Genomic DNA, 16,464 nt, shown 5'->3' on the forward strand with positions numbered 1-16,464 from the left:
TTGTTATATCGTTGTTTTGCTTGATCGCTGAGTCGATTTTTTGGAATTCGATTAGAGCGTTTATGATCGGTCAGGGATACGGATCTTAAATTATTGGTAAAAAACGTTATTTTACAGTTAGTTGCAGCATAATGGGTTGCTTGTTATATCGTTGTTTTGCTTGATCGCTGAGTCGATTTTTTGGAATTCTATAAGAACGTTTATGATCGGTCAGGGATACGGATCTTAAATTATTGGTAAAAAATGTCATTTTACAGTTAGTTTCAACAAAATTGAACGCTTGCTATATCGTTGTTTTCTTTGATTCATAGTATTTAGTTATGAAATAATATGGTTGTTTTCGTTGATTCATGAGCGCTAATAGTGAAATGATATCGTTGTTTTCTTTGATTAATGAACGCTAATAGTGAAATGATATCGTTGTTTTCTTTGATTAATGAACGCTAATAGTGAAATGATATCGTTGTTTTCTTTGATTAATGAACGCTAATAGTGAAATGATATCGTTGTTTTCTTTGATTAATGAACGCTAATAGTGAAATGATATCGTTGTTTTCTTTGATTCATGAGCGCAAATAGTGAAATGATATCGTTGTTTTCTTTGATTCACGAGCGCTTATAGTGAAATGCTATCGTTGCTTTCTTTTAACTGTTGTATTCGATAATTGGCTCAATAAAGAACGATAATAGATGTATATGAAGTGCAACTTAAAGCTTAGAATCGCTCAAATATTATGAAAAGAATAGTCTTGATCAAAGTTTATTTTTTGAAATAATTGTTCCGAATTATCAAAAAGCAAAATAAAGGAATCAAAAAATGAATAACAGTCATCTAAGAATTGCAACTGCATCAATCTCTTGTTTTATGAATGACGGTACACTTGATCTTAAAGAACTAAACTACCTGATTTCTATTGCCCTAGAGGATGGAGAGGTAAACGAAGAAGAAGCTCGCGTTCTATCTAATGTATTCAAACGAGTTAAACAGCATGAATGCGGCGATGAAGTGTGGGCTAAAATTCAGGAAGTTAAAGAGAAATACAGCATTAAGTAAAAAATAAAATGTTGACTAAGGATTTTTTATAAGTAATATTAAATCCGCTTGATTAATCCTCAAGCTGAGCGTCCACGAGGTTCGAAACTTGTGTTCAGATTGCGGATTTAATTGTGAAAAAATAAAAGCTTTATTTGTTATTGACCGTAATGTAAACATGGCTACTCGCGATGTTGAACCAACTTGTTTCGATGCGATCACGTAAAGCCCAGTTGTACAACTGGTGATGATGCACAAACAAATTAATCAGTGATTCTTCTTGAGAAACTGATGGTTTCAGTTTGTATGTGACTTTACGGATTGCTTTTTTCATACAACCGATTATATTTAGTTGTTATGAAAAAACAAACCCTAAACACGCTACATCACAGCGTTTTCAATATTCACTATCATTTAGTTCTTGTGACTAAATATCGTCGTCGCTGTATCACGCCAGAGGTTGCTGCATACTTAGAATCACAATATAAAAGGTTACTGGAAACTTGGGATTGCGAGCTTTTAGAATGCAATGGAGAACCCGATCACCTTCATCTATTGATTTCTGCAAATCCTAAAATACAACCAAGTAAAATGGTGAATAGTCTAAAAACTGCCACATCAAGACTGGTAAGAAAGGAGTTTTCTGAGCACTTGGGTAAGTTTTACTGGAAGCCCGTTTTTTACAGCAGGAGCTATTGTTTGGTTAGTTGTGGAGGTGCGCCGCTAGACATCGTAAAACAGTATTTGGATCAGCAGGAAGGTTTTGATTAAAGCCACCACTTCGTGGTGGTGCGCCTTTCACCACCACCTAAATTAACTCGCTTAGGCTCATTAGATTTAGATGGAGCACTTGGCGCTTTTGGGTAGATGTACCTAATGGAGCAATACAGCTTGAAGAAAAACCAGCACCTATTTCATTGCACTTTCCTTACTGGTTTCCAGTGGACTTCAATGATAAAGCAGATAAAAAGTTTGCTTCTGCTTTTGAATTGTTGGAAGTCAAAGCAGATGGTACTTACGAGCTAATTGGAGAAGGCATCCAAGGCAACGTATATGAGCTTGAAGGCAACAAGCTTGTACGTCACGGCTAAGAGGTGGTTAAAATTCAAGATTACACTTTCGATGGTCTAAAAAAGTTCTTTTCTACTCTAAATGCAGTAGGGATCGTATGGCACCATCCGAAAGATGGCAGAATGGTTAAGCTGAGTCGCTCCAATTTTAACTTTGAATGGCGAGAAGATATTAGAGATAACAAAGAAGCGAGAGCTTCATTCGTCCCTTAATCATTAACAGAAATAACCCTGGCGTAAAGTCAGGGTTTTTTACTTTAGCCCCCAAGGGGGCAATGTCGATCATCCTTTTTGTCCCAGATATTCGGCTGCATCACGCCACTGTTCTTCTGTTACATGTGGAGCCATTTCTTTAGCTTCATTCATGACTTTCTTACTTAATTGCTGTCTTAATGAGCTGCTATTTTTTACTCTTTCTTCTGTAAAGTCATAGCAGTGTTTGCGAGCAAGAGAGAATAAAATCACGGAAAGTGAAGACTTGTCAGTTAGTTGCTCATCGATAATTGCTTGAATCATGTTCATTCTCTATATTGTTTTTTGCCATTATATATAAATTAGCTAACGAGTCAATTCTGAATGTATGTTATCTCTGTTGTATATTTAACTACCAATATTCGGAGGTGAAAGAACAATGTTCCTTACATATGGATTAAATGAGCAGGGCGAGTATGTCTCTATAGATGAAGTTGATAAGGGAAAGTCTCATCTACAATGCCCATTCTGTAAAGTGGCTTTAATATCTAAAAAAGGTGATGTTAGAGACCATCACTTCTCTCATGCTGGTATTACTTGCCAAAAAAGTAAGTTGGCTACTGAGTCCGCCAGCATTCCTATGTACGATAGTGAAGAGTTCCTTAACTCTAATGAGCTTAAGCTGATTGATAGAGTTACCAGATATAAAGATGTGTATTGGTGGAAAGGAAAGGATAAAGCGGCGAATGACCTTGCTTTAATGGGGATTTTAAAATCTGAAGTAAGTAGGTCTGAAGCTCTAACAACTACCTTATCCAAAATACGTGATTTGGATTCATCTCTTGTAGATGAAAACCTTAACATTAGCGATAAGCTATCTTGTGTCTTTGATGCGCTATCGAATATTGGTATTGATGTGCAGTCTGAGATTCAAAGCGAGCAGAATGAGAGGTTAAGTGTAAATCAGGACTATCTAAGATTGATTAGGTCTAGAAGCTGCTCTATTGCCAACATAGATAAGTATCAGCGATTTTCGATCTTAGCTAAGGATAAAAAACTGAAAGAAGAGGAAGAGGGAGTTGAGTCTCTTTTTCGTGAAAAAGTTAAGCATCTAAATAGATGCGATCTGTATGTGATGTCTTTTGTTGCAGATATTGAAGGTATGCCAGACAGATTTATAAAAATCGGAAAGACAAGCAGGGACTCAAAGATAAGATTATCTGAAGTAGTTAACCAGCTCTCACAAAAAGGTGTTGTCCACGAGTCAAAAGTACTGTTAGTTCTTAAGTCGTATGGAAGAATGGAGAAGGCTCTGCATAGAAAATATTCGACTTATGCTACTGCCCTTAATGAGTATTTTGATCCGCCCCAGCAGTTTTGGACACTGAGTTAAGTGAGTACAATCACTAACGAGGTGAACAATGACAACTAAGAAAACTAGAATTAAACATTCCCCTGAATTTAAAGCAGAAGCCCTGAAGTTAGCAGATAAAGTGGGAGTAGCTGCGACAGCAAGACAGCTTTCTTTACACGAATCTCAAATCTACGGGTGGCGGAAGAACTCGAAGAAAGACACCAGTACTAGTCAGCGAGAGCAAGAGCTAACCGCAGAGGTTGCCAAGCTCAAAAGGCAGTTGGCTGAGCAAGCTGAAGAGCTAGAAATTGTAAAAAAGGCCGCCACCTACTTCGCGAAGAATCTAAAGTAGATTGCTACGAGTTTATGCTCGAACACCTGCTGTGCTTCAGTATAGTGCGTATGGCTAAGGTGTTCGGGATTTCCCGAAGTGGGTTTTATTACTGGATTAAGCATCGGCACAACGCCATCCAACGTGAGGCTATTCGCCAACAGCTTGATACAAAAGTTAAAGAAGCTTTCGACAACAGCAAAGGCCGAGATGGCTCAAGGCGTATCCAAAAAGAACTGTCTGAGAACGGTGAACGCTACAATGTTAAAACCATTGCTGCCAGTATGAAGCGTCAAGATTTAACGCCGAAAGCTGCACGCAAGTTTAAGTGCACTACGGACAGCAAGCATCAAATGCCTGTTGCTCCAAACCTGTTGGCTCAGAATTTTAGCGCATCTGCTCCGAATGAAAAATGGGCTGGAGACATCACCTATATAGCGACAAGCGAAGGCTGGCTGTACTTGGCGGTAATTATTGACCTTTACTCAAGACAAGTAATTGGATGGTCTATGGATACCAGAATGACGGCTACGCTGGTCTGTGATGCGCTATCAATGGCGTTGTTCCGTCGCGGATTCCCCGAGCAGGTTATCGTTCATAGTGATCGAGGTAGTCAGTACTGCTCAAAAGATTATCGAGATCTCATAACTGCTTATAATCTAAAACAAAGTATGAGTAGGAAAGGAAATTGCTGGGACAATGCTTGTGTTGAGAGCTTCTTCCATTCTATGAAAGTTGAAGCAATCCAAAATGAGCCAATTATGACGAGAGACCAGATGCGCCAAACGATCTTCGAGTACATAGAGGTTGATTATAATCGGACGAGAAGGCACAGTGCTCTTGGGTATCTAAGCCCAGTTAACTTTGAACAGCAAAATGTCGCTTAATGAAGTGTCCAGTCTAGCTGGAGCAGATCATTTTGCTATGGATTGGGATAAGTTAGATTTATTGTTATGGGAGTTAGCGCAGTTAAAAACGGGAGCTATCTCGCTCCCTTAAATATGCATTCTTTACTCTTCAGAGATATACCGTTCAATGAATAGCTTCTCTTTATAGCTATCAGTATTAGAGCGGGTTACATAACTGGACTTATTCTCAGTCATTACATCTTTAAGGCGTTGAAGCTTTTGTCGTTCGGATAATTTTGAGAATGTCTTTAACCATAAGCTGTACTGGTAATCTTCAAGTTGCTTTTTATGAGCATCTTTCTGTTTACGTTGCTCATCAGTAATTAGGTCGTATTCAGTATGTCTGGCAAATCCAATGTGCGAGTAATAATCACTAATTCCGTAAACTTCTTCAAGCTTCTTAGTAATCTTCGCCTGATCGGAGGTGAAGTGGTTGTCAACAATGGTTTCTTTTAATGTAGGCGTAGTGAATACAGTAAGTGTGTTTTCATAATCACCATCATCGCAAAACATCATGATTGGAGGGCAGCCATCTTTAACACCGCTGATTAGAAGATCCAGAAATTTAATTTCATTGAGATTGTGAATCTCATTAGACTCATTCATGGTAAGTGAACGCTTTAGCTCAAGCTCTTTCTCTGCAATGATAAGCTGCATCGTAGGATACGCTTCAATAAATCCATTAGATGCCTCTTTCGCTGCAAATCCGTGCTTACGGATCTCATCAACTGTTAACGAATTGTGGTCTTGATGAAAAAAATAGCTCTCAATATTTGTAGCCATAATCGGTCTCCTGAATTCGCGCCACTTAATATGGTGACGCGATGAAATTGCTTCGATTAGTGTATCTTACATTAAGCCGCTGATAAGAACGACTTTAAACAGAACTCGTCTTTTTTTACCAAAAAGTCTTTGATGTGCTTTTTGATACTCATGATTAGACTCTTATACAGAGGGTAATCCACTGCTTGACCAATAATTTCAGTACCCTGTTCTTTGTTTACACCATTTAGGTTAAACGACTGAGGGATACCCATAAGGTCTTTCAGTAATTGCTCGTCAGGGAATCGAATGGTTCCGTCTTTCTCCATGATCACTAAGCTATCAGCAGCTTGTCGAGCCTGTGATTTCAGAGGTGTTGGAGAGTGAAGTGAATCCTCTTTAATTGGTCGGATTCGACGCGTATCAATCCCCTTCTTCATAGAGCTTGTATGGGTAATGTCACGGAAATCTTGAATACGATCTTTGATGAAAGTTTCCCAGATAGGTGTTTGGTTACGCTCAGTTTGTTCAGGCCAGAAAAATTCTGTTGGCAAACAGGTGGCAAAGTGAAAAAATCGAACTCGGCTTGTTAATCCATCATGATCACGAGCATCAATCTTTTGAGAAAATGTTTTGTAGCCCATTTTTCTTAATCGCAAATCCCACATGCGACCAATCTCGCTGTTCGCAAACGGAGCAACCTGCTCAAGAAGCACCATTGGGAATTGTAGCTTCTCGATGATGCGTAATCCGTCGATTGCCATATCGAGTGTGCTACTTAAATCAGCTTCTGACTTCTCTTTCAAATTGTTTGATTTCACGTTACTGAAATCATCACATTGGAGGGAGATAGTGAAAAGCATTGAAGGCTTATCTTTTGTCGCCCACTTCAAGTATTCTGTTGAAACTTGAGTGATATCCTCGTTAAACACATGGGATAGCTGTACGTTAGAAATTGCAGAAACAACGCCTGTTTCTGTTAGGTCACGCTTGTCACGCTTTTCTGTTGGTCGGTATTCTAACAGTGACTCAACCTTGAAGCCTGCTTCCTGCGCTGCGGCAGCATCAATACCAGATGAGCAAGCTGCGAACATTGTAAAAGGGTTTGCTGCCTTCATTACTTTTGCAATGCGTTCAGCAACATGGTTAATCATAGGTTTGACATACATGACACCAAATCGAATAGTGACATGAATGTATTCACAATATTGTGGAATAGTAGAATCCAAAATCTTCTTAGAAGCTGTCTCGAATAGTACTTCAAACGGGTTGTTCTTACGGCGCTTGTATGTGCGCGAGTAGATAATTTTAGTGTTCTTGTATGGAAGTCCTTCAGCAAGCATGATTTTGTACCCCTGACCTTCACCAAGCGGCTCTTCGACGACAGGAGTCCCTTTTTCGAAGCCGAACAGTGGAAGTAGGTTGCTAGAGATCTGAATCTTACGTCCTTTAGCCGTATTAGTGATCTTCAATCGTTTACTTGCGAGGTCTGTAGGTGCAAAAACTTGAACCATGTTCTCTGTAGCTGTCATTTTATTGTCCTTGGCGGTTTTGTTTGTTCTTATTATACATTCTCTATGGCTGTGGTCAATATTAATATTTACTTTTAATGCGCATGAATGTATAGTAAAAAAACAAAATATAGCTTACATATGAAAGTTGTTGAAACGTAAAGCTTGTCTTTAAATAAAGATAAAATTTTAATCGAGTTCAAAATAGAAATGTCACGGCGGATTTCTCAAAAAAATGATGCCTACCTCTTTTAAAGTATGGTGAATTTTAAAATTTGATAATTAATGAATTAATTTACTTGCCGCATAATACACTAAGACGGGTAGGTACTGAGTGTTTATTAACCCAATGGGATTGATAGTTAGGCATGTAACAGGGATTTTTAAGCAATAGCGTACAGAGCGACATATCTTTGACAAAGATGGCGTCATTTATTTGTAACCAAAAATCCAAGAAGATCAGAGCGATAGGTTAGATTCGGGGTAATAACTAACCAAGCAGTAATTAATTTCTAATCCAGGTCACATTTTAGGCTAACATTTGCTCATATCTGGAAAAAATCACGATATTTTGAAAAAAATACTTGATAGCTGCTCTATTTTGTATGTATATTTCCAGTGTTTTATTGAATCAAGCCAAAAGGATGATGATCATGAACATTGATAAATTGGTTGAAACCATTTCAGAAAAGGTTCAGATGCCAAAAACTTCAGTCAAAGCAGTTCTTGAAGCTCTGGGTGAAACAGGTCAAGAAGTTTTGCTAGAAAAGGATGAATTCACCATCCCTAATCTGGCTAAAATGAAAGTTACAACAGCAAAAGCTCGTAAAGGTCGAAATCCAAAGACTGGCGAAGATATTCATATTGAAGCTAAGATGAAAGTGTCTGCTACACCAGTTAAGGCAATTAAAGACAAAGTTGCTCTACTGCCTGTAGAAGAATAGAAACAAACGAGAACAAACCGATTTGTTAACTGGGGGCTTTATAGCCCCCTTTTTTTATTGATGTATTTAAACTTTGTATTTACAATTGAACCTCAATATAAATCAATAAAATTCAGGTTTAAAAAATGAAAGCTGTAGTATATTCAAAGGATGCATGTCCCTTCTGCGTAAAAGCAATCAATCTTCTTAATGAAAAAAATGCGGATATCGAAATCATTAAAATCGGTGTAGATATTTCAAAAGAGGATATGGTCGCACGGATTCAAGAACAGGCAGGTGTTGAAGTGCAAACTGTCCCACAAATCTTCCTTGATGAAGTTTACATCGGTGGATTCACAGATTTAGATGCTTACTTTGATAAAGAAGGTGCTCTGTCAATCGATCTGTCAGATATGACGTTATAAGAAAGCATAAAGCCATCAATTGACAGCATATAAGAGTGGATTACCCCTAACTTTGAATACAAGATATTGCTCAAATTAATTTCAGTGATCCTTTTCCTATCCAGTTAATGTAGATGGCGGAAGCTAAGTTATACGCTATATCAAGAATCACTAGCTTTTTATCCTCATGTATCAATAGCGCGTGCGATTTATTGGGTATACCATACCCTTTATCACTCTCCCTGAAAAATCCACTTCGGTGATGAAAATGCGGGAGGGTGATAAAAATCAAACCCTGCGTAAAAATTTAAATATTTATTTGCCAATATCAACTCTTGTTGCTAGATTACACCCCGTAACTTAAATTCGGGGGTCTCATGTTTTACGATACTAGATCAGAGGTTTATGCTCTTGCAGCTACTGCTGAAGAAGCTATGGCTGTAAAACAAGCAGAAATTTGCTGCATAGCGAACAAAAAGGACATGCGTCATTTTACGTTGGCTGACGCTAAAGCATTCTTGGGTCCAAATGGTCCTACTGAGAAAACAATTAAAGCTTATTGCACCAAGCTTGGAATCGATCCAAATCGATTTAGAGAGGAAGGTTCGAGATGGTTGATCAATATTAAGGATATCTACAAGATTAGAGAAGCCTTGCATAATGAGCCTAAAAATAAGCTGAAATACCCCAAATTTAATCGTTCAAAAATTCAAGAGCTGTTGATAATCACCTTTGCTAATCAGAAGGGTGGAGCCTGCAAAACGACAAATTCAGTTCATCTAGGCGCAGGTCTTGCTCTCAGACATGAACAATACCGTGTTCTTATTGTTGATCTCGATAAGCAGCAAAACCTTTCAACGTACTACTCTCCAGCTTCTGTAGAGATAGAGGGATTGAATGGTGATAATGAGTTCACTATTGGTGATCTCGTTCTTGAAACCTACTTAAATGACATCCCTGATGGTATGTCGGAAGCCGAGTATGTCTACAACCAATTAAAAGACACGACAATACCAAACTTATTTGTGTTGCCTTGTCGAGGTAAAGACACCTCACTCGCTAAAGATATGGAAGATATTGCTAGCAAGAACCCAGATATCAACCCGTACAAAATGCTTAAAGATAAGTTGAAAATGCTGGATGATTACTTTGACGTGGTCATTGTAGACACGCCACCATCAATTGACTTGCATGTCTGTAATGCTCTTTATGCTTCTGATTTGCTGTACATTCCGCTACAGCCAAATGACAACGACCTTTTTGCAACATTGAATTGGATTACAACTCTTCCTGAAGTATTTGAAATCATGTCTCAGTATGGCTTTGAAGGCTATAAAGACCGCATTGGCATTCTGATGTCTAACTACAGAAAGACGAAATCTCAGGGCGATAATGAGTCAAAAATCATGTCTCTATTCCCGAACAACTTGATGCCTTGCAAAATCGAATTTTCAGAGGCAATCCTCAAGTGTTCTAACAATATGCAGACAGTGTTTGACCTTTCTCCATCAGAATACCGTGAGGTTCATAATGATTCGAAAGCTATTCGCTCTGCTGTTATCAATATGAATGCTTACATTAATCAAATTAAATTTGACATGGATAAGGTCTGGAGCAAACAGAAAGAGGTTGCGTAATCATGGCTAGAAAAAAACCAGGAATGGGACAAAACCGACCTGTTGGTACAGGCGCTAGTTCTCTAAATAATCTCCCAGGCGCAGAGAAGGCAAAGAGTGTAGCTCAAACTCAAAAGCACATTCATCACATTCTTTCTGCTGTGAAGTCTAATAATATCGATGCTAATGATGTGATCTTCCAGATTGCTAAAGCCACCAATAATGATGTCAATGATTTGGATAAAGATGACATCTTGGCAAATCTGATCAAGCTATCTTCAGGTGAGCTGGTGGCAGTATCTGAAAGATTGCAGTTAAGTAAGACTCTGATTCTAGATGATCCTCAGCCATATGTTTTCAGAAAGTATGTTATTGAGGCTGGCAAGGTAGCATCCGAGACAAGAGTGTCATCGTTAAACCCGCGCTCTCAAACATGGCTGTCCTCTATAGATGTAGAAGATATTGATAAAACAATGTCAAAACAGCAGAAAGAGGAAGCATATGGTTATGAAGGCGAAGATGGTGTTATTGAGCTGTTCGATGGTTCGAGAAGAAGGCTTAACGCTATTGAGAAGACTCTGCCTCTCGAAGTGTTTGTATCTGACAGACCGATAACCTTAGCGGACTTCGTAGTATACGATCAGCAAACTGAAGCAAAATTAGGTCGTTCTGCGAGAGATAATGGTGTTTTCTGGAAAAAGATAATCGAAGAAAACGAACTCACTGCAAAAGACGTAGCAGACATGTATGGTTTCTCAGAAAAGCATGTAAACAACTGTATCGAATTTGCAAATATTAATGAGGATTTAATCGGGTTATCTTACGCACCGTCTAGGCTTGGGGCAGGTAATCTTACCAAGCTTAAGTCACTTGAAAACAAGCTGGATGCTGAGCAAATAGCAAGCTTACAGGAAACGAAATCTGAGATTGTTGCTTCCAAAGAGTTTCTAGAGTACGAAGGTGATCTTGTCGCAAAAAATACATACGTCATTAAGCGTATCGTAGAAGCAGCAGAAGCTATTTTTAAGTGCGGCGAACTAGCTCCTAAAAAGCCAGAGTTTATCCCTTTAGCTAAAGGATCCAGAAAAAGTCAGGCTGTCCTTAAAAAAGAGGATATCCGCAGTGATAAGAAGTCTATAATTACTTATCAGATTAAAGATTATCCTGAAAAAATCCGTCAAAAACTGATTCGAGACATCGATAAAATCATCCTCAAGCATGTCGGTCAATGACTTTGTGTTTGGACTCTGAATCATTTCGGTATTGGTGTAAATAAAAAGGAAAGTGACTATGGCATTAGTTAATGAGCAATCGATATCAGCTAAAGAGTTAATAGATGGTTTGCTTGGAGTTTTAAAGCCTACGAATCGAGAAGATGTAGTCCATGAGATATATCGCGACAGAGGTGTTCCAGAGCACATGGCATCTGAGTCTGTGGGTCTTTTTATTGGGTCTGCTAGACCAAGTGGATGAAGATCAGTATATCGTGATTCGGGAGCGTATAAATGATGTATTTCAGGTCGGAGAGTATCAAGAGTTTGATAGCTATATGAACAACTCCCACTAAACGCTACGCGTTTTGAAGGAGTTTCAAAAAGAAAGCCTAAGCTGCCTTTTTAGGCTGGTTCCCAGCCTGAATGCCTAACGCCCAGTTTAAATTAACTTGCGCACTGGCTACATCACGGGGCTTCTCACAGCCGCATTTGCATGAGTGCCAGCGTTCAGCTAAGGTTTTTTTCTTTTTAGCTCCGCAGTCTGGGCAGGTTTGACTTGGCTTAACTTGCTTTGTTGGTACTTCAACGTATTCGCTACCAGCTTCTGCCGCTTTATAGGATAGCAAATTAAGAGTCATGGCTGGCGCGGTATTCAGGATTTCCCGATTCAAGCCAGCCTTTTGTTTTACGTTCTTCCCATGCTTCTCGGCAGTGCCTTTGGCGCTGCTGGTCATGTTCTTAACGGTGAGTTTTTCAGTGGCAATTAACGCCGCCACTTTCACTAATTTTGCCGTTTCTTTATGAGTAAAATCGAGTCGTTGACGGGCGATTTTTTGGTGCAGTTTAGCAATTCTGTGCTTCAATTTGCGATGGGCGCGAGTCCCATTTTTTGCTAACGCAAGGTCGCGTTGCAAAGCCGCTAATAGCTCTTTGCTATTTCTGAGATAGCGCGGGTTCTCAACTTGTTCAAAATTACCATCTTGATCGATGGTTGAAAAATAATGAGAAACACCCCAATCAAGACCAATAGCTTTAGTGCCACACTGTCTTTCAATAGAATCGTATTCCATTGAAACTGAGATAAACCACTCGCCATTCTTGTGAATAATTTCGGCAGTTTTAGGCTTACCGCCATCATTTCTGGCTTTACCTCGCATCTTAACGATCCCAACATCAGCCAGATAAACTGCACCTTGTTTCTTTTCCTTTAGGTGGAGTTTCCAGCCATCACCATGCGCTTTGTAACCCCAACCCTTAAAGCGTTGAAACGGTTTAAAACGTGGGAATCCAGCCTTCTTATCACCTTTTTTAAATCGACGGAAAAACCCATCAAAAGCTAGCGCGACACGCTTTAAGGTGACTTGTTCACTCTGAGCATTGGCATTGAAAATGCCATGCGCTTTGCGATTGTTGCGCCATAGCGTGTTGATTTTGCACTGCTCTGAAAAGTTAAGGCTGTAATCAGAATTGCGGTATGTTTCGATGCGATCACGTAAAGCCCAGTTATACAACTGGTGATGATGTACAAACAAATCCATCAGCGATTCTTCTTGAGAAACTGATGGTTTCAGTTTGTATGTGACTTTACGGATTGCTTTTTTCATACAATCGATTATATTTAGTTGTTATGAAAAAACAAGCCCTAAACACGCTACATCACAGCGTTTTCAATATTCACTATCATTTAGTTCTTATGACTAAATATCGTCGTCTCTGTATCACGCCAGAGGTTGCTGCATACTTAGAATCACAATATAAAAGGTTACTGGAAACTTGGGATTGCAAGCTTTTAGAATGCAATGGAGAACCCGATCACCTTCATCTCTTGATTTCTGCAAATCCTAAAATACAACCAAGTAAAATGGTGAATAGTCTAAAAACTGCCACATCAAGACTGGTAAGAAAGGAGTTTTCTGAGCACTTGGGTAGGTTTTACTGGAAGCCCGTTTTTTACAGCAGGAGCTATTGTTTGGTTAGTTGTGGAGGTGCGCCGCTAGACATCGTAAAACAGTATTTGGATCAGCAGGAAGGTTTTGATTAAAGCCACCACCTAAATTAACTCGCTTAGGCTCATTAGATTTAGATGGAGCACTTGGCGCTATTGGGTAGAAGAAGAAACCGAGTTTGGAGATTTATGTGAAACATTTGACATCATCTTCAAGAAGCAGTTTCCAACTATTCCTCGTGAAACCGATATGATTTCATATGAGTTTCGCCTACAGTGGCGTAACGCCTTGCTTGAAGAGCTAGATGAAATGGTAGCTCGATGAGTCATACAGACAAATAAAAAAGGACAGCAAAATCGCTGTCCTTTTTCTTATGTGTAGGTAAATAGCATTGTCTCGGGGGAAAGAACATAAATGCTAAAAAGGTGTTTACGATAGGAAATCGAGCACTTCTTTAGGAAGAATGACCTCTAGTTCAGCCAGCGCTTCCATTGTGTCATCACTCTTCGTATTGCCAGGCTTCATGTCTTTGATAAACACAGCACCATAGCCATCCTGTCTAGCTTCTGGGTTGCTTAGGAACTTATTAGCCAGCTCATAAAGCATTTCTTTATCCAGGGTATCTACACCAAATGTCTTTTGGTAAGAAGGTATGTAACGACCTTGTAGAGCGTCACCGTTTTCTTTCCAAACCATTAGATCCAAGCTAGATGTATCAGGATCAGTTGCATTCTTAGGATTAGGAAGCGGCAAGTGAGTCCAGTTTCTCAGATCTTCTTCAGCTCGAATCAGATAACCCTTGTAGAAACGCATGATAGTCGCATCAGTTTCACCATCACCTTTAGTCGCTCTAACACGGTTTGTGTCGTAGAAAGGCTTGTAATGCTTCAATCCTTTTTCTTGAGCAAAAGCTTGAAGGTCGTTTGTCTTTTCAACAATGTTTAGATTCTTATCGAATATACACCAAACGTTGCCCGTACCTTTTGCAGGATGCTCTGGTTCACCAGGGAATGGTAATTCAATATTGTTGCCAACTTGACGAACAAAGTAACCACGATATTGATTTGCCATTGGTTTGGACGGATCTTCTCGATCTGGTTTACCTGTCTTACGGAGATGAGTTTCTAGTGCTGGGTTCAGACCTTTTTCCTTCATAAACACTTTAAGGTCTTTGTAATTACCCATCAACTTCATTGTAGAGTACTCATATACGTCATATGACTCTGGCGGAACGCTCTTCTTCTCAGGGAATGGAACAAGCTTATCTGCTGTTTCAGCTTTACGGATAAAGTACCCTTTATAACTAGGAAGAAGATGCTTTTTGTTCTCTTCATCATAGTGGTTTGTTTTGTAAATCTGTACGTGAGCATTTTTTCCAAGATCGTGTTTAGTACAAAAATCTCGGATATCTTTAGTTCGCTCTACGATTTCATGTGTGAATGCATCATACACATCCCACTCGTTATCACGGCGAGATGATGCGCTTGTGCGTACTTCTTCACTTGGGAATGGAACTTCGTCCTCTTTTCCTTTTACACGCATGATAAGGCCGCGATATGCGGATAGAGCCTGCTTGCCATCTTTAACCTGGTTTGTTCGGTAAATTCCAGAGTAGCTCTTAAGTTCTTCTTTCAAATATTCTTCTAAAAAGTCTTTTACTTTGTCTGACTCGCCAACTATTTCAAGTGTTTCAGCGGCATAAAAAACATATGTGTTGCCAGCTTGGTCTTTGGTTTGAGAATCTTTTTTCATGCGATGCCCTTAGTTTTCATCGTTTTAGTTTTTCATCATCACCTGAAAAACGTTATAAATTAACAGTCTTGATGTAATTTATATATTGACAATGGTCTAATGTCAATAGATACGTCAAAAAAACCTTGTATTTCGACAAAATTCGTTGTAATAGGGCATAAAACATACATTTATCAATAGTTTTGATCATTTTGCGATCAGCAGGTCTGAGCTAGCTCAGACCAAAATCAATGGTTTCTTTCTCTTAGTGTTGATAATGTGCTCGATATGAATAGAATAACTGAAAATAAATAAATTAATGGAAGATTGACGATGAACAAACTAACTATAAAAGAAGAAATGTCACTGGACTCGATACCTGTGTTAATGATGGCGGACATACTCGCTCATGAAGAACGTGCAGGTAAATGGATTGACGAACTTAAAATCGACTTCGAATCCGATTCGGTTAAACAAAATGCATATACGTGGCTTAGAAATGAGAAAAAGATTAACGTTGAAGGCATGAGTGAACATGAAGCGTTCGAAACATTCCTTGTTGTACTTTGCTATCATGTAATGGCTCTGAAGCGAGGTGTGATAAAAGGTAGCAGCATAAAACTAAAGCGATTGGGAAATGACCCGCTGGAGCGGGTTTTTTATTTATTAAAAGAAACGCGCTTTACAAAGGCTGTCTAAAATAGCAAGATATATTTAAAATAATAAAAAGTGGCTTAAGATGAGAAACTTTATTCTTCTAACTGCTATTGCGTTAGTATCTACGAGTGTCTTTGCCGATGTTGTAAAACAAAGCTCGTCAGGTATTTGTCATGACTCAAACAGTTCATACTACTCAAGGATTAAGAAATCAGTTGATTTTGAATCAATGACTCAGTGTCTTGAGAATGGGGGAACTCCATATAAAGGGTATTCTTATTCAGGATCTGAAAAGAAAGAAGCACCTAGTAATGGTCTTATCCCTAAATATGAAAGAGATATGTACCCTCATTGGAAAGATGTCGATGGGGATTGCCAGAACTCAAGACACGAGGCTCTTATCGCTCAATCAGTAAGTGCAGTTGATTTCAAAACAGGAAAACAATGCAATGTGCTTAGCGGAGTTTGGAATGACCCGTATTCTGGTAAGCGATTCTATAATCCTGGTGATTTAGATGCAGATCACGTTGTTCCACTTAAATGGGTTCACGAGCACGGCGGTTATATGCTATCAGATAAATTGAAAGAAGCAATTGCAAACGATCCTGCAAACATCATAGTGGTTGATAAAAGTCTAAATAGACAAAAAGGTGCAAAACCTCCTATGGAGTGGCTTCCTCCTAACGAGCCATATCAATGCCAATATGTGCTGAGATTCGAGAGGATAGTTAAGAAGTACGGCTTGAGGATGAGCCAAAATGAAGCGATTGAATTCAGTAAAGTAAAAAACAACGTATGTAGTAAGTAAGGTG

At 39.0% G+C, this 16,464-nt stretch carries 20 protein-coding genes; 14 read left to right on the forward strand and 6 right to left on the reverse strand.

The window, feature by feature from the left end; translation table 11 throughout:
* Window positions 1-817 precede the first annotated feature (817 nt).
* Window positions 818-1,054, forward strand: coding sequence for a hypothetical protein (locus tag AACT42_RS10645; protein ID WP_094182774.1), 237 nt, complete (start codon window positions 818-820; stop codon window positions 1,052-1,054).
* Between the two features lie 130 nt (window positions 1,055-1,184).
* Here the strand turns inward: AACT42_RS10645 and AACT42_RS10650 are convergent, their stop codons facing one another.
* Window positions 1,185-1,367: a helix-turn-helix domain-containing protein gene (locus tag AACT42_RS10650; protein WP_094182775.1), complete on the reverse strand. Its 183-nt coding sequence runs from the start codon at window positions 1,365-1,367 to the stop codon at window positions 1,185-1,187.
* A 23-nt stretch (window positions 1,368-1,390) separates the two neighbouring features.
* Between AACT42_RS10650 and tnpA (AACT42_RS10655) the strand changes: the two genes are divergently transcribed.
* From tnpA (AACT42_RS10655) to AACT42_RS10665, 3 genes are all read left to right on the forward strand, one after another.
* Window positions 1,391-1,804: an IS200/IS605 family transposase gene (gene tnpA / locus AACT42_RS10655; RefSeq protein ID WP_094132696.1), complete on the forward strand. Its 414-nt coding sequence runs from the start codon at window positions 1,391-1,393 to the stop codon at window positions 1,802-1,804.
* Between the two features lie 170 nt (window positions 1,805-1,974).
* A complete protein-coding gene (locus AACT42_RS10660) occupies window positions 1,975-2,124 on the forward strand; it encodes a hypothetical protein (protein WP_176432206.1) in 150 nt (49 codons plus the stop codon).
* A 3-nt stretch (window positions 2,125-2,127) separates the two neighbouring features.
* Complete coding sequence (locus AACT42_RS10665) at window positions 2,128-2,316, forward strand: hypothetical protein (protein ID WP_094132007.1); 189 nt, start codon at window positions 2,128-2,130, stop codon at window positions 2,314-2,316.
* A gap of 69 nt (window positions 2,317-2,385) precedes the next feature.
* Here the strand turns inward: AACT42_RS10665 and AACT42_RS10670 are convergent, their stop codons facing one another.
* Window positions 2,386-2,619 (reverse strand): hypothetical protein, encoded by a 234-nt coding sequence (locus AACT42_RS10670; protein WP_094132008.1) that lies wholly within the window; start codon window positions 2,617-2,619, stop codon window positions 2,386-2,388.
* Window positions 2,620-2,734: 115 nt separating this feature from the next.
* Here AACT42_RS10670 and AACT42_RS10675 point away from each other — a divergent pair, with 115 nt between their 5' ends.
* Window positions 2,735-3,688, forward strand: coding sequence for a GIY-YIG nuclease family protein (locus AACT42_RS10675; protein WP_141193174.1), 954 nt, complete (start codon window positions 2,735-2,737; stop codon window positions 3,686-3,688).
* A 28-nt stretch (window positions 3,689-3,716) separates the two neighbouring features.
* Window positions 3,717-4,867 (forward strand): IS3 family transposase gene (locus AACT42_RS10680; RefSeq protein WP_094132009.1). Its coding sequence is split into 2 segments (ribosomal slippage): window positions 3,717-3,960 and window positions 3,960-4,867, totalling 1,152 coding nucleotides; the frame shifts between segments, so codons are not numbered across the junction.
* A gap of 123 nt (window positions 4,868-4,990) precedes the next feature.
* On the opposite strand, the gene AACT42_RS10685 is transcribed toward AACT42_RS10680, so the two are convergent.
* Both AACT42_RS10685 and AACT42_RS10690 read right to left on the reverse strand, forming a co-directional pair.
* Window positions 4,991-5,671, reverse strand: a complete 681-nt coding sequence (locus AACT42_RS10685; RefSeq protein WP_094132010.1) for a hypothetical protein — start codon at window positions 5,669-5,671, stop codon at window positions 4,991-4,993.
* Window positions 5,672-5,742: 71 nt separating this feature from the next.
* Window positions 5,743-7,182: a DNA cytosine methyltransferase gene (locus AACT42_RS10690; protein ID WP_094132011.1), complete on the reverse strand. Its 1,440-nt coding sequence runs from the start codon at window positions 7,180-7,182 to the stop codon at window positions 5,743-5,745.
* Window positions 7,183-7,814: 632 nt separating this feature from the next.
* Between AACT42_RS10690 and AACT42_RS10695 the strand changes: the two genes are divergently transcribed.
* From AACT42_RS10695 to AACT42_RS10715, 5 genes are all read left to right on the forward strand, one after another.
* Window positions 7,815-8,105 carry an HU family DNA-binding protein gene (locus tag AACT42_RS10695; protein WP_020332263.1) on the forward strand — a complete coding sequence of 97 codons (291 nt, stop codon included), beginning with the start codon at window positions 7,815-7,817 and terminating at the stop codon, window positions 8,103-8,105.
* Between the two features lie 125 nt (window positions 8,106-8,230).
* The gene (locus tag AACT42_RS10700; protein WP_094132012.1) at window positions 8,231-8,509 is read left to right on the forward strand and encodes a glutaredoxin domain-containing protein; all 279 of its coding nucleotides are present in this window, start codon (window positions 8,231-8,233) and stop codon (window positions 8,507-8,509) included.
* Window positions 8,510-8,865: 356 nt separating this feature from the next.
* Window positions 8,866-10,125: a ParA family protein gene (locus AACT42_RS10705; RefSeq protein WP_094132013.1), complete on the forward strand. Its 1,260-nt coding sequence runs from the start codon at window positions 8,866-8,868 to the stop codon at window positions 10,123-10,125.
* 2 nt (window positions 10,126-10,127) lie between these two features.
* Window positions 10,128-11,336, forward strand: a complete 1,209-nt coding sequence (locus AACT42_RS10710) for a hypothetical protein (RefSeq protein ID WP_094132014.1) — start codon at window positions 10,128-10,130, stop codon at window positions 11,334-11,336.
* A gap of 58 nt (window positions 11,337-11,394) precedes the next feature.
* The gene (locus AACT42_RS10715) at window positions 11,395-11,577 is read left to right on the forward strand and encodes a hypothetical protein (RefSeq protein ID WP_094132015.1); all 183 of its coding nucleotides are present in this window, start codon (window positions 11,395-11,397) and stop codon (window positions 11,575-11,577) included.
* Window positions 11,578-11,707: 130 nt separating this feature from the next.
* On the opposite strand, the gene AACT42_RS10720 is transcribed toward AACT42_RS10715, so the two are convergent.
* On the reverse strand, window positions 11,708-12,922 hold the full coding sequence (locus AACT42_RS10720) for an RNA-guided endonuclease InsQ/TnpB family protein (RefSeq protein WP_094182776.1): 1,215 nt from the start codon (window positions 12,920-12,922) through the stop codon (window positions 11,708-11,710).
* Window positions 12,923-12,945: 23 nt separating this feature from the next.
* On the opposite strand from AACT42_RS10720, the gene tnpA (AACT42_RS24800) reads away from it, so the two are divergent.
* Window positions 12,946-13,359 carry an IS200/IS605 family transposase gene (gene tnpA, locus AACT42_RS24800; protein WP_094182777.1) on the forward strand — a complete coding sequence of 138 codons (414 nt, stop codon included), beginning with the start codon at window positions 12,946-12,948 and terminating at the stop codon, window positions 13,357-13,359.
* Between the two features lie 334 nt (window positions 13,360-13,693).
* Here the strand turns inward: tnpA (AACT42_RS24800) and AACT42_RS10725 are convergent, their stop codons facing one another.
* Window positions 13,694-15,016 (reverse strand): hypothetical protein, encoded by a 1,323-nt coding sequence (locus AACT42_RS10725; RefSeq protein WP_094132223.1) that lies wholly within the window; start codon window positions 15,014-15,016, stop codon window positions 13,694-13,696.
* Window positions 15,017-15,328: 312 nt separating this feature from the next.
* On the opposite strand from AACT42_RS10725, the gene AACT42_RS10730 reads away from it, so the two are divergent.
* Both AACT42_RS10730 and AACT42_RS10735 read left to right on the forward strand, forming a co-directional pair.
* A complete protein-coding gene (locus tag AACT42_RS10730) occupies window positions 15,329-15,694 on the forward strand; it encodes a hypothetical protein (protein WP_094132224.1) in 366 nt (121 codons plus the stop codon).
* Between the two features lie 40 nt (window positions 15,695-15,734).
* The gene (locus AACT42_RS10735; protein WP_094133491.1) at window positions 15,735-16,460 is read left to right on the forward strand and encodes a GmrSD restriction endonuclease domain-containing protein; all 726 of its coding nucleotides are present in this window, start codon (window positions 15,735-15,737) and stop codon (window positions 16,458-16,460) included.
* Window positions 16,461-16,464: the final 4 nt, after the last annotated feature.

Origin of the sequence: Vibrio sp. V15_P4S5T153, from assembly GCF_963874485.1 — a bacterium.
Taxonomy (GTDB): Bacteria; Pseudomonadota; Gammaproteobacteria; order Enterobacterales; family Vibrionaceae; genus Vibrio; species Vibrio anguillarum.

Coding starts and splice junctions, on each gene's coding strand:
- AACT42_RS10725 (WP_094132223.1), bottom strand. CDS start 15,016: ATGAAAAAAGATTCTCAAACCAAAGACCAAGCTGGCAACACATATGTT.
- AACT42_RS10735 (WP_094133491.1), top strand. CDS start 15,735: ATGAGAAACTTTATTCTTCTAACTGCTATTGCGTTAGTATCTACGAGT.
- tnpA (WP_094182777.1), top strand. CDS start 12,946: ATGAAAAAACAAGCCCTAAACACGCTACATCACAGCGTTTTCAATATT.
- AACT42_RS10700 (WP_094132012.1), top strand. CDS start 8,231: ATGAAAGCTGTAGTATATTCAAAGGATGCATGTCCCTTCTGCGTAAAA.
- AACT42_RS10695 (WP_020332263.1), top strand. CDS start 7,815: ATGAACATTGATAAATTGGTTGAAACCATTTCAGAAAAGGTTCAGATG.
- AACT42_RS10730 (WP_094132224.1), top strand. CDS start 15,329: ATGAACAAACTAACTATAAAAGAAGAAATGTCACTGGACTCGATACCT.
- AACT42_RS10710 (WP_094132014.1), top strand. CDS start 10,128: ATGGCTAGAAAAAAACCAGGAATGGGACAAAACCGACCTGTTGGTACA.
- AACT42_RS10685 (WP_094132010.1), bottom strand. CDS start 5,671: ATGGCTACAAATATTGAGAGCTATTTTTTTCATCAAGACCACAATTCG.
- tnpA (WP_094132696.1), top strand. CDS start 1,391: ATGAAAAAACAAACCCTAAACACGCTACATCACAGCGTTTTCAATATT.
- AACT42_RS10650 (WP_094182775.1), bottom strand. CDS start 1,367: ATGAAAAAAGCAATCCGTAAAGTCACATACAAACTGAAACCATCAGTT.
- AACT42_RS10720 (WP_094182776.1), bottom strand. CDS start 12,922: ATGAAAAAAGCAATCCGTAAAGTCACATACAAACTGAAACCATCAGTT.
- AACT42_RS10675 (WP_141193174.1), top strand. CDS start 2,735: ATGTTCCTTACATATGGATTAAATGAGCAGGGCGAGTATGTCTCTATA.
- AACT42_RS10715 (WP_094132015.1), top strand. CDS start 11,395: ATGGCATTAGTTAATGAGCAATCGATATCAGCTAAAGAGTTAATAGAT.
- AACT42_RS10690 (WP_094132011.1), bottom strand. CDS start 7,182: ATGACAGCTACAGAGAACATGGTTCAAGTTTTTGCACCTACAGACCTC.
- AACT42_RS10645 (WP_094182774.1), top strand. CDS start 818: ATGAATAACAGTCATCTAAGAATTGCAACTGCATCAATCTCTTGTTTT.
- AACT42_RS10670 (WP_094132008.1), bottom strand. CDS start 2,619: ATGATTCAAGCAATTATCGATGAGCAACTAACTGACAAGTCTTCACTT.
- AACT42_RS10705 (WP_094132013.1), top strand. CDS start 8,866: ATGTTTTACGATACTAGATCAGAGGTTTATGCTCTTGCAGCTACTGCT.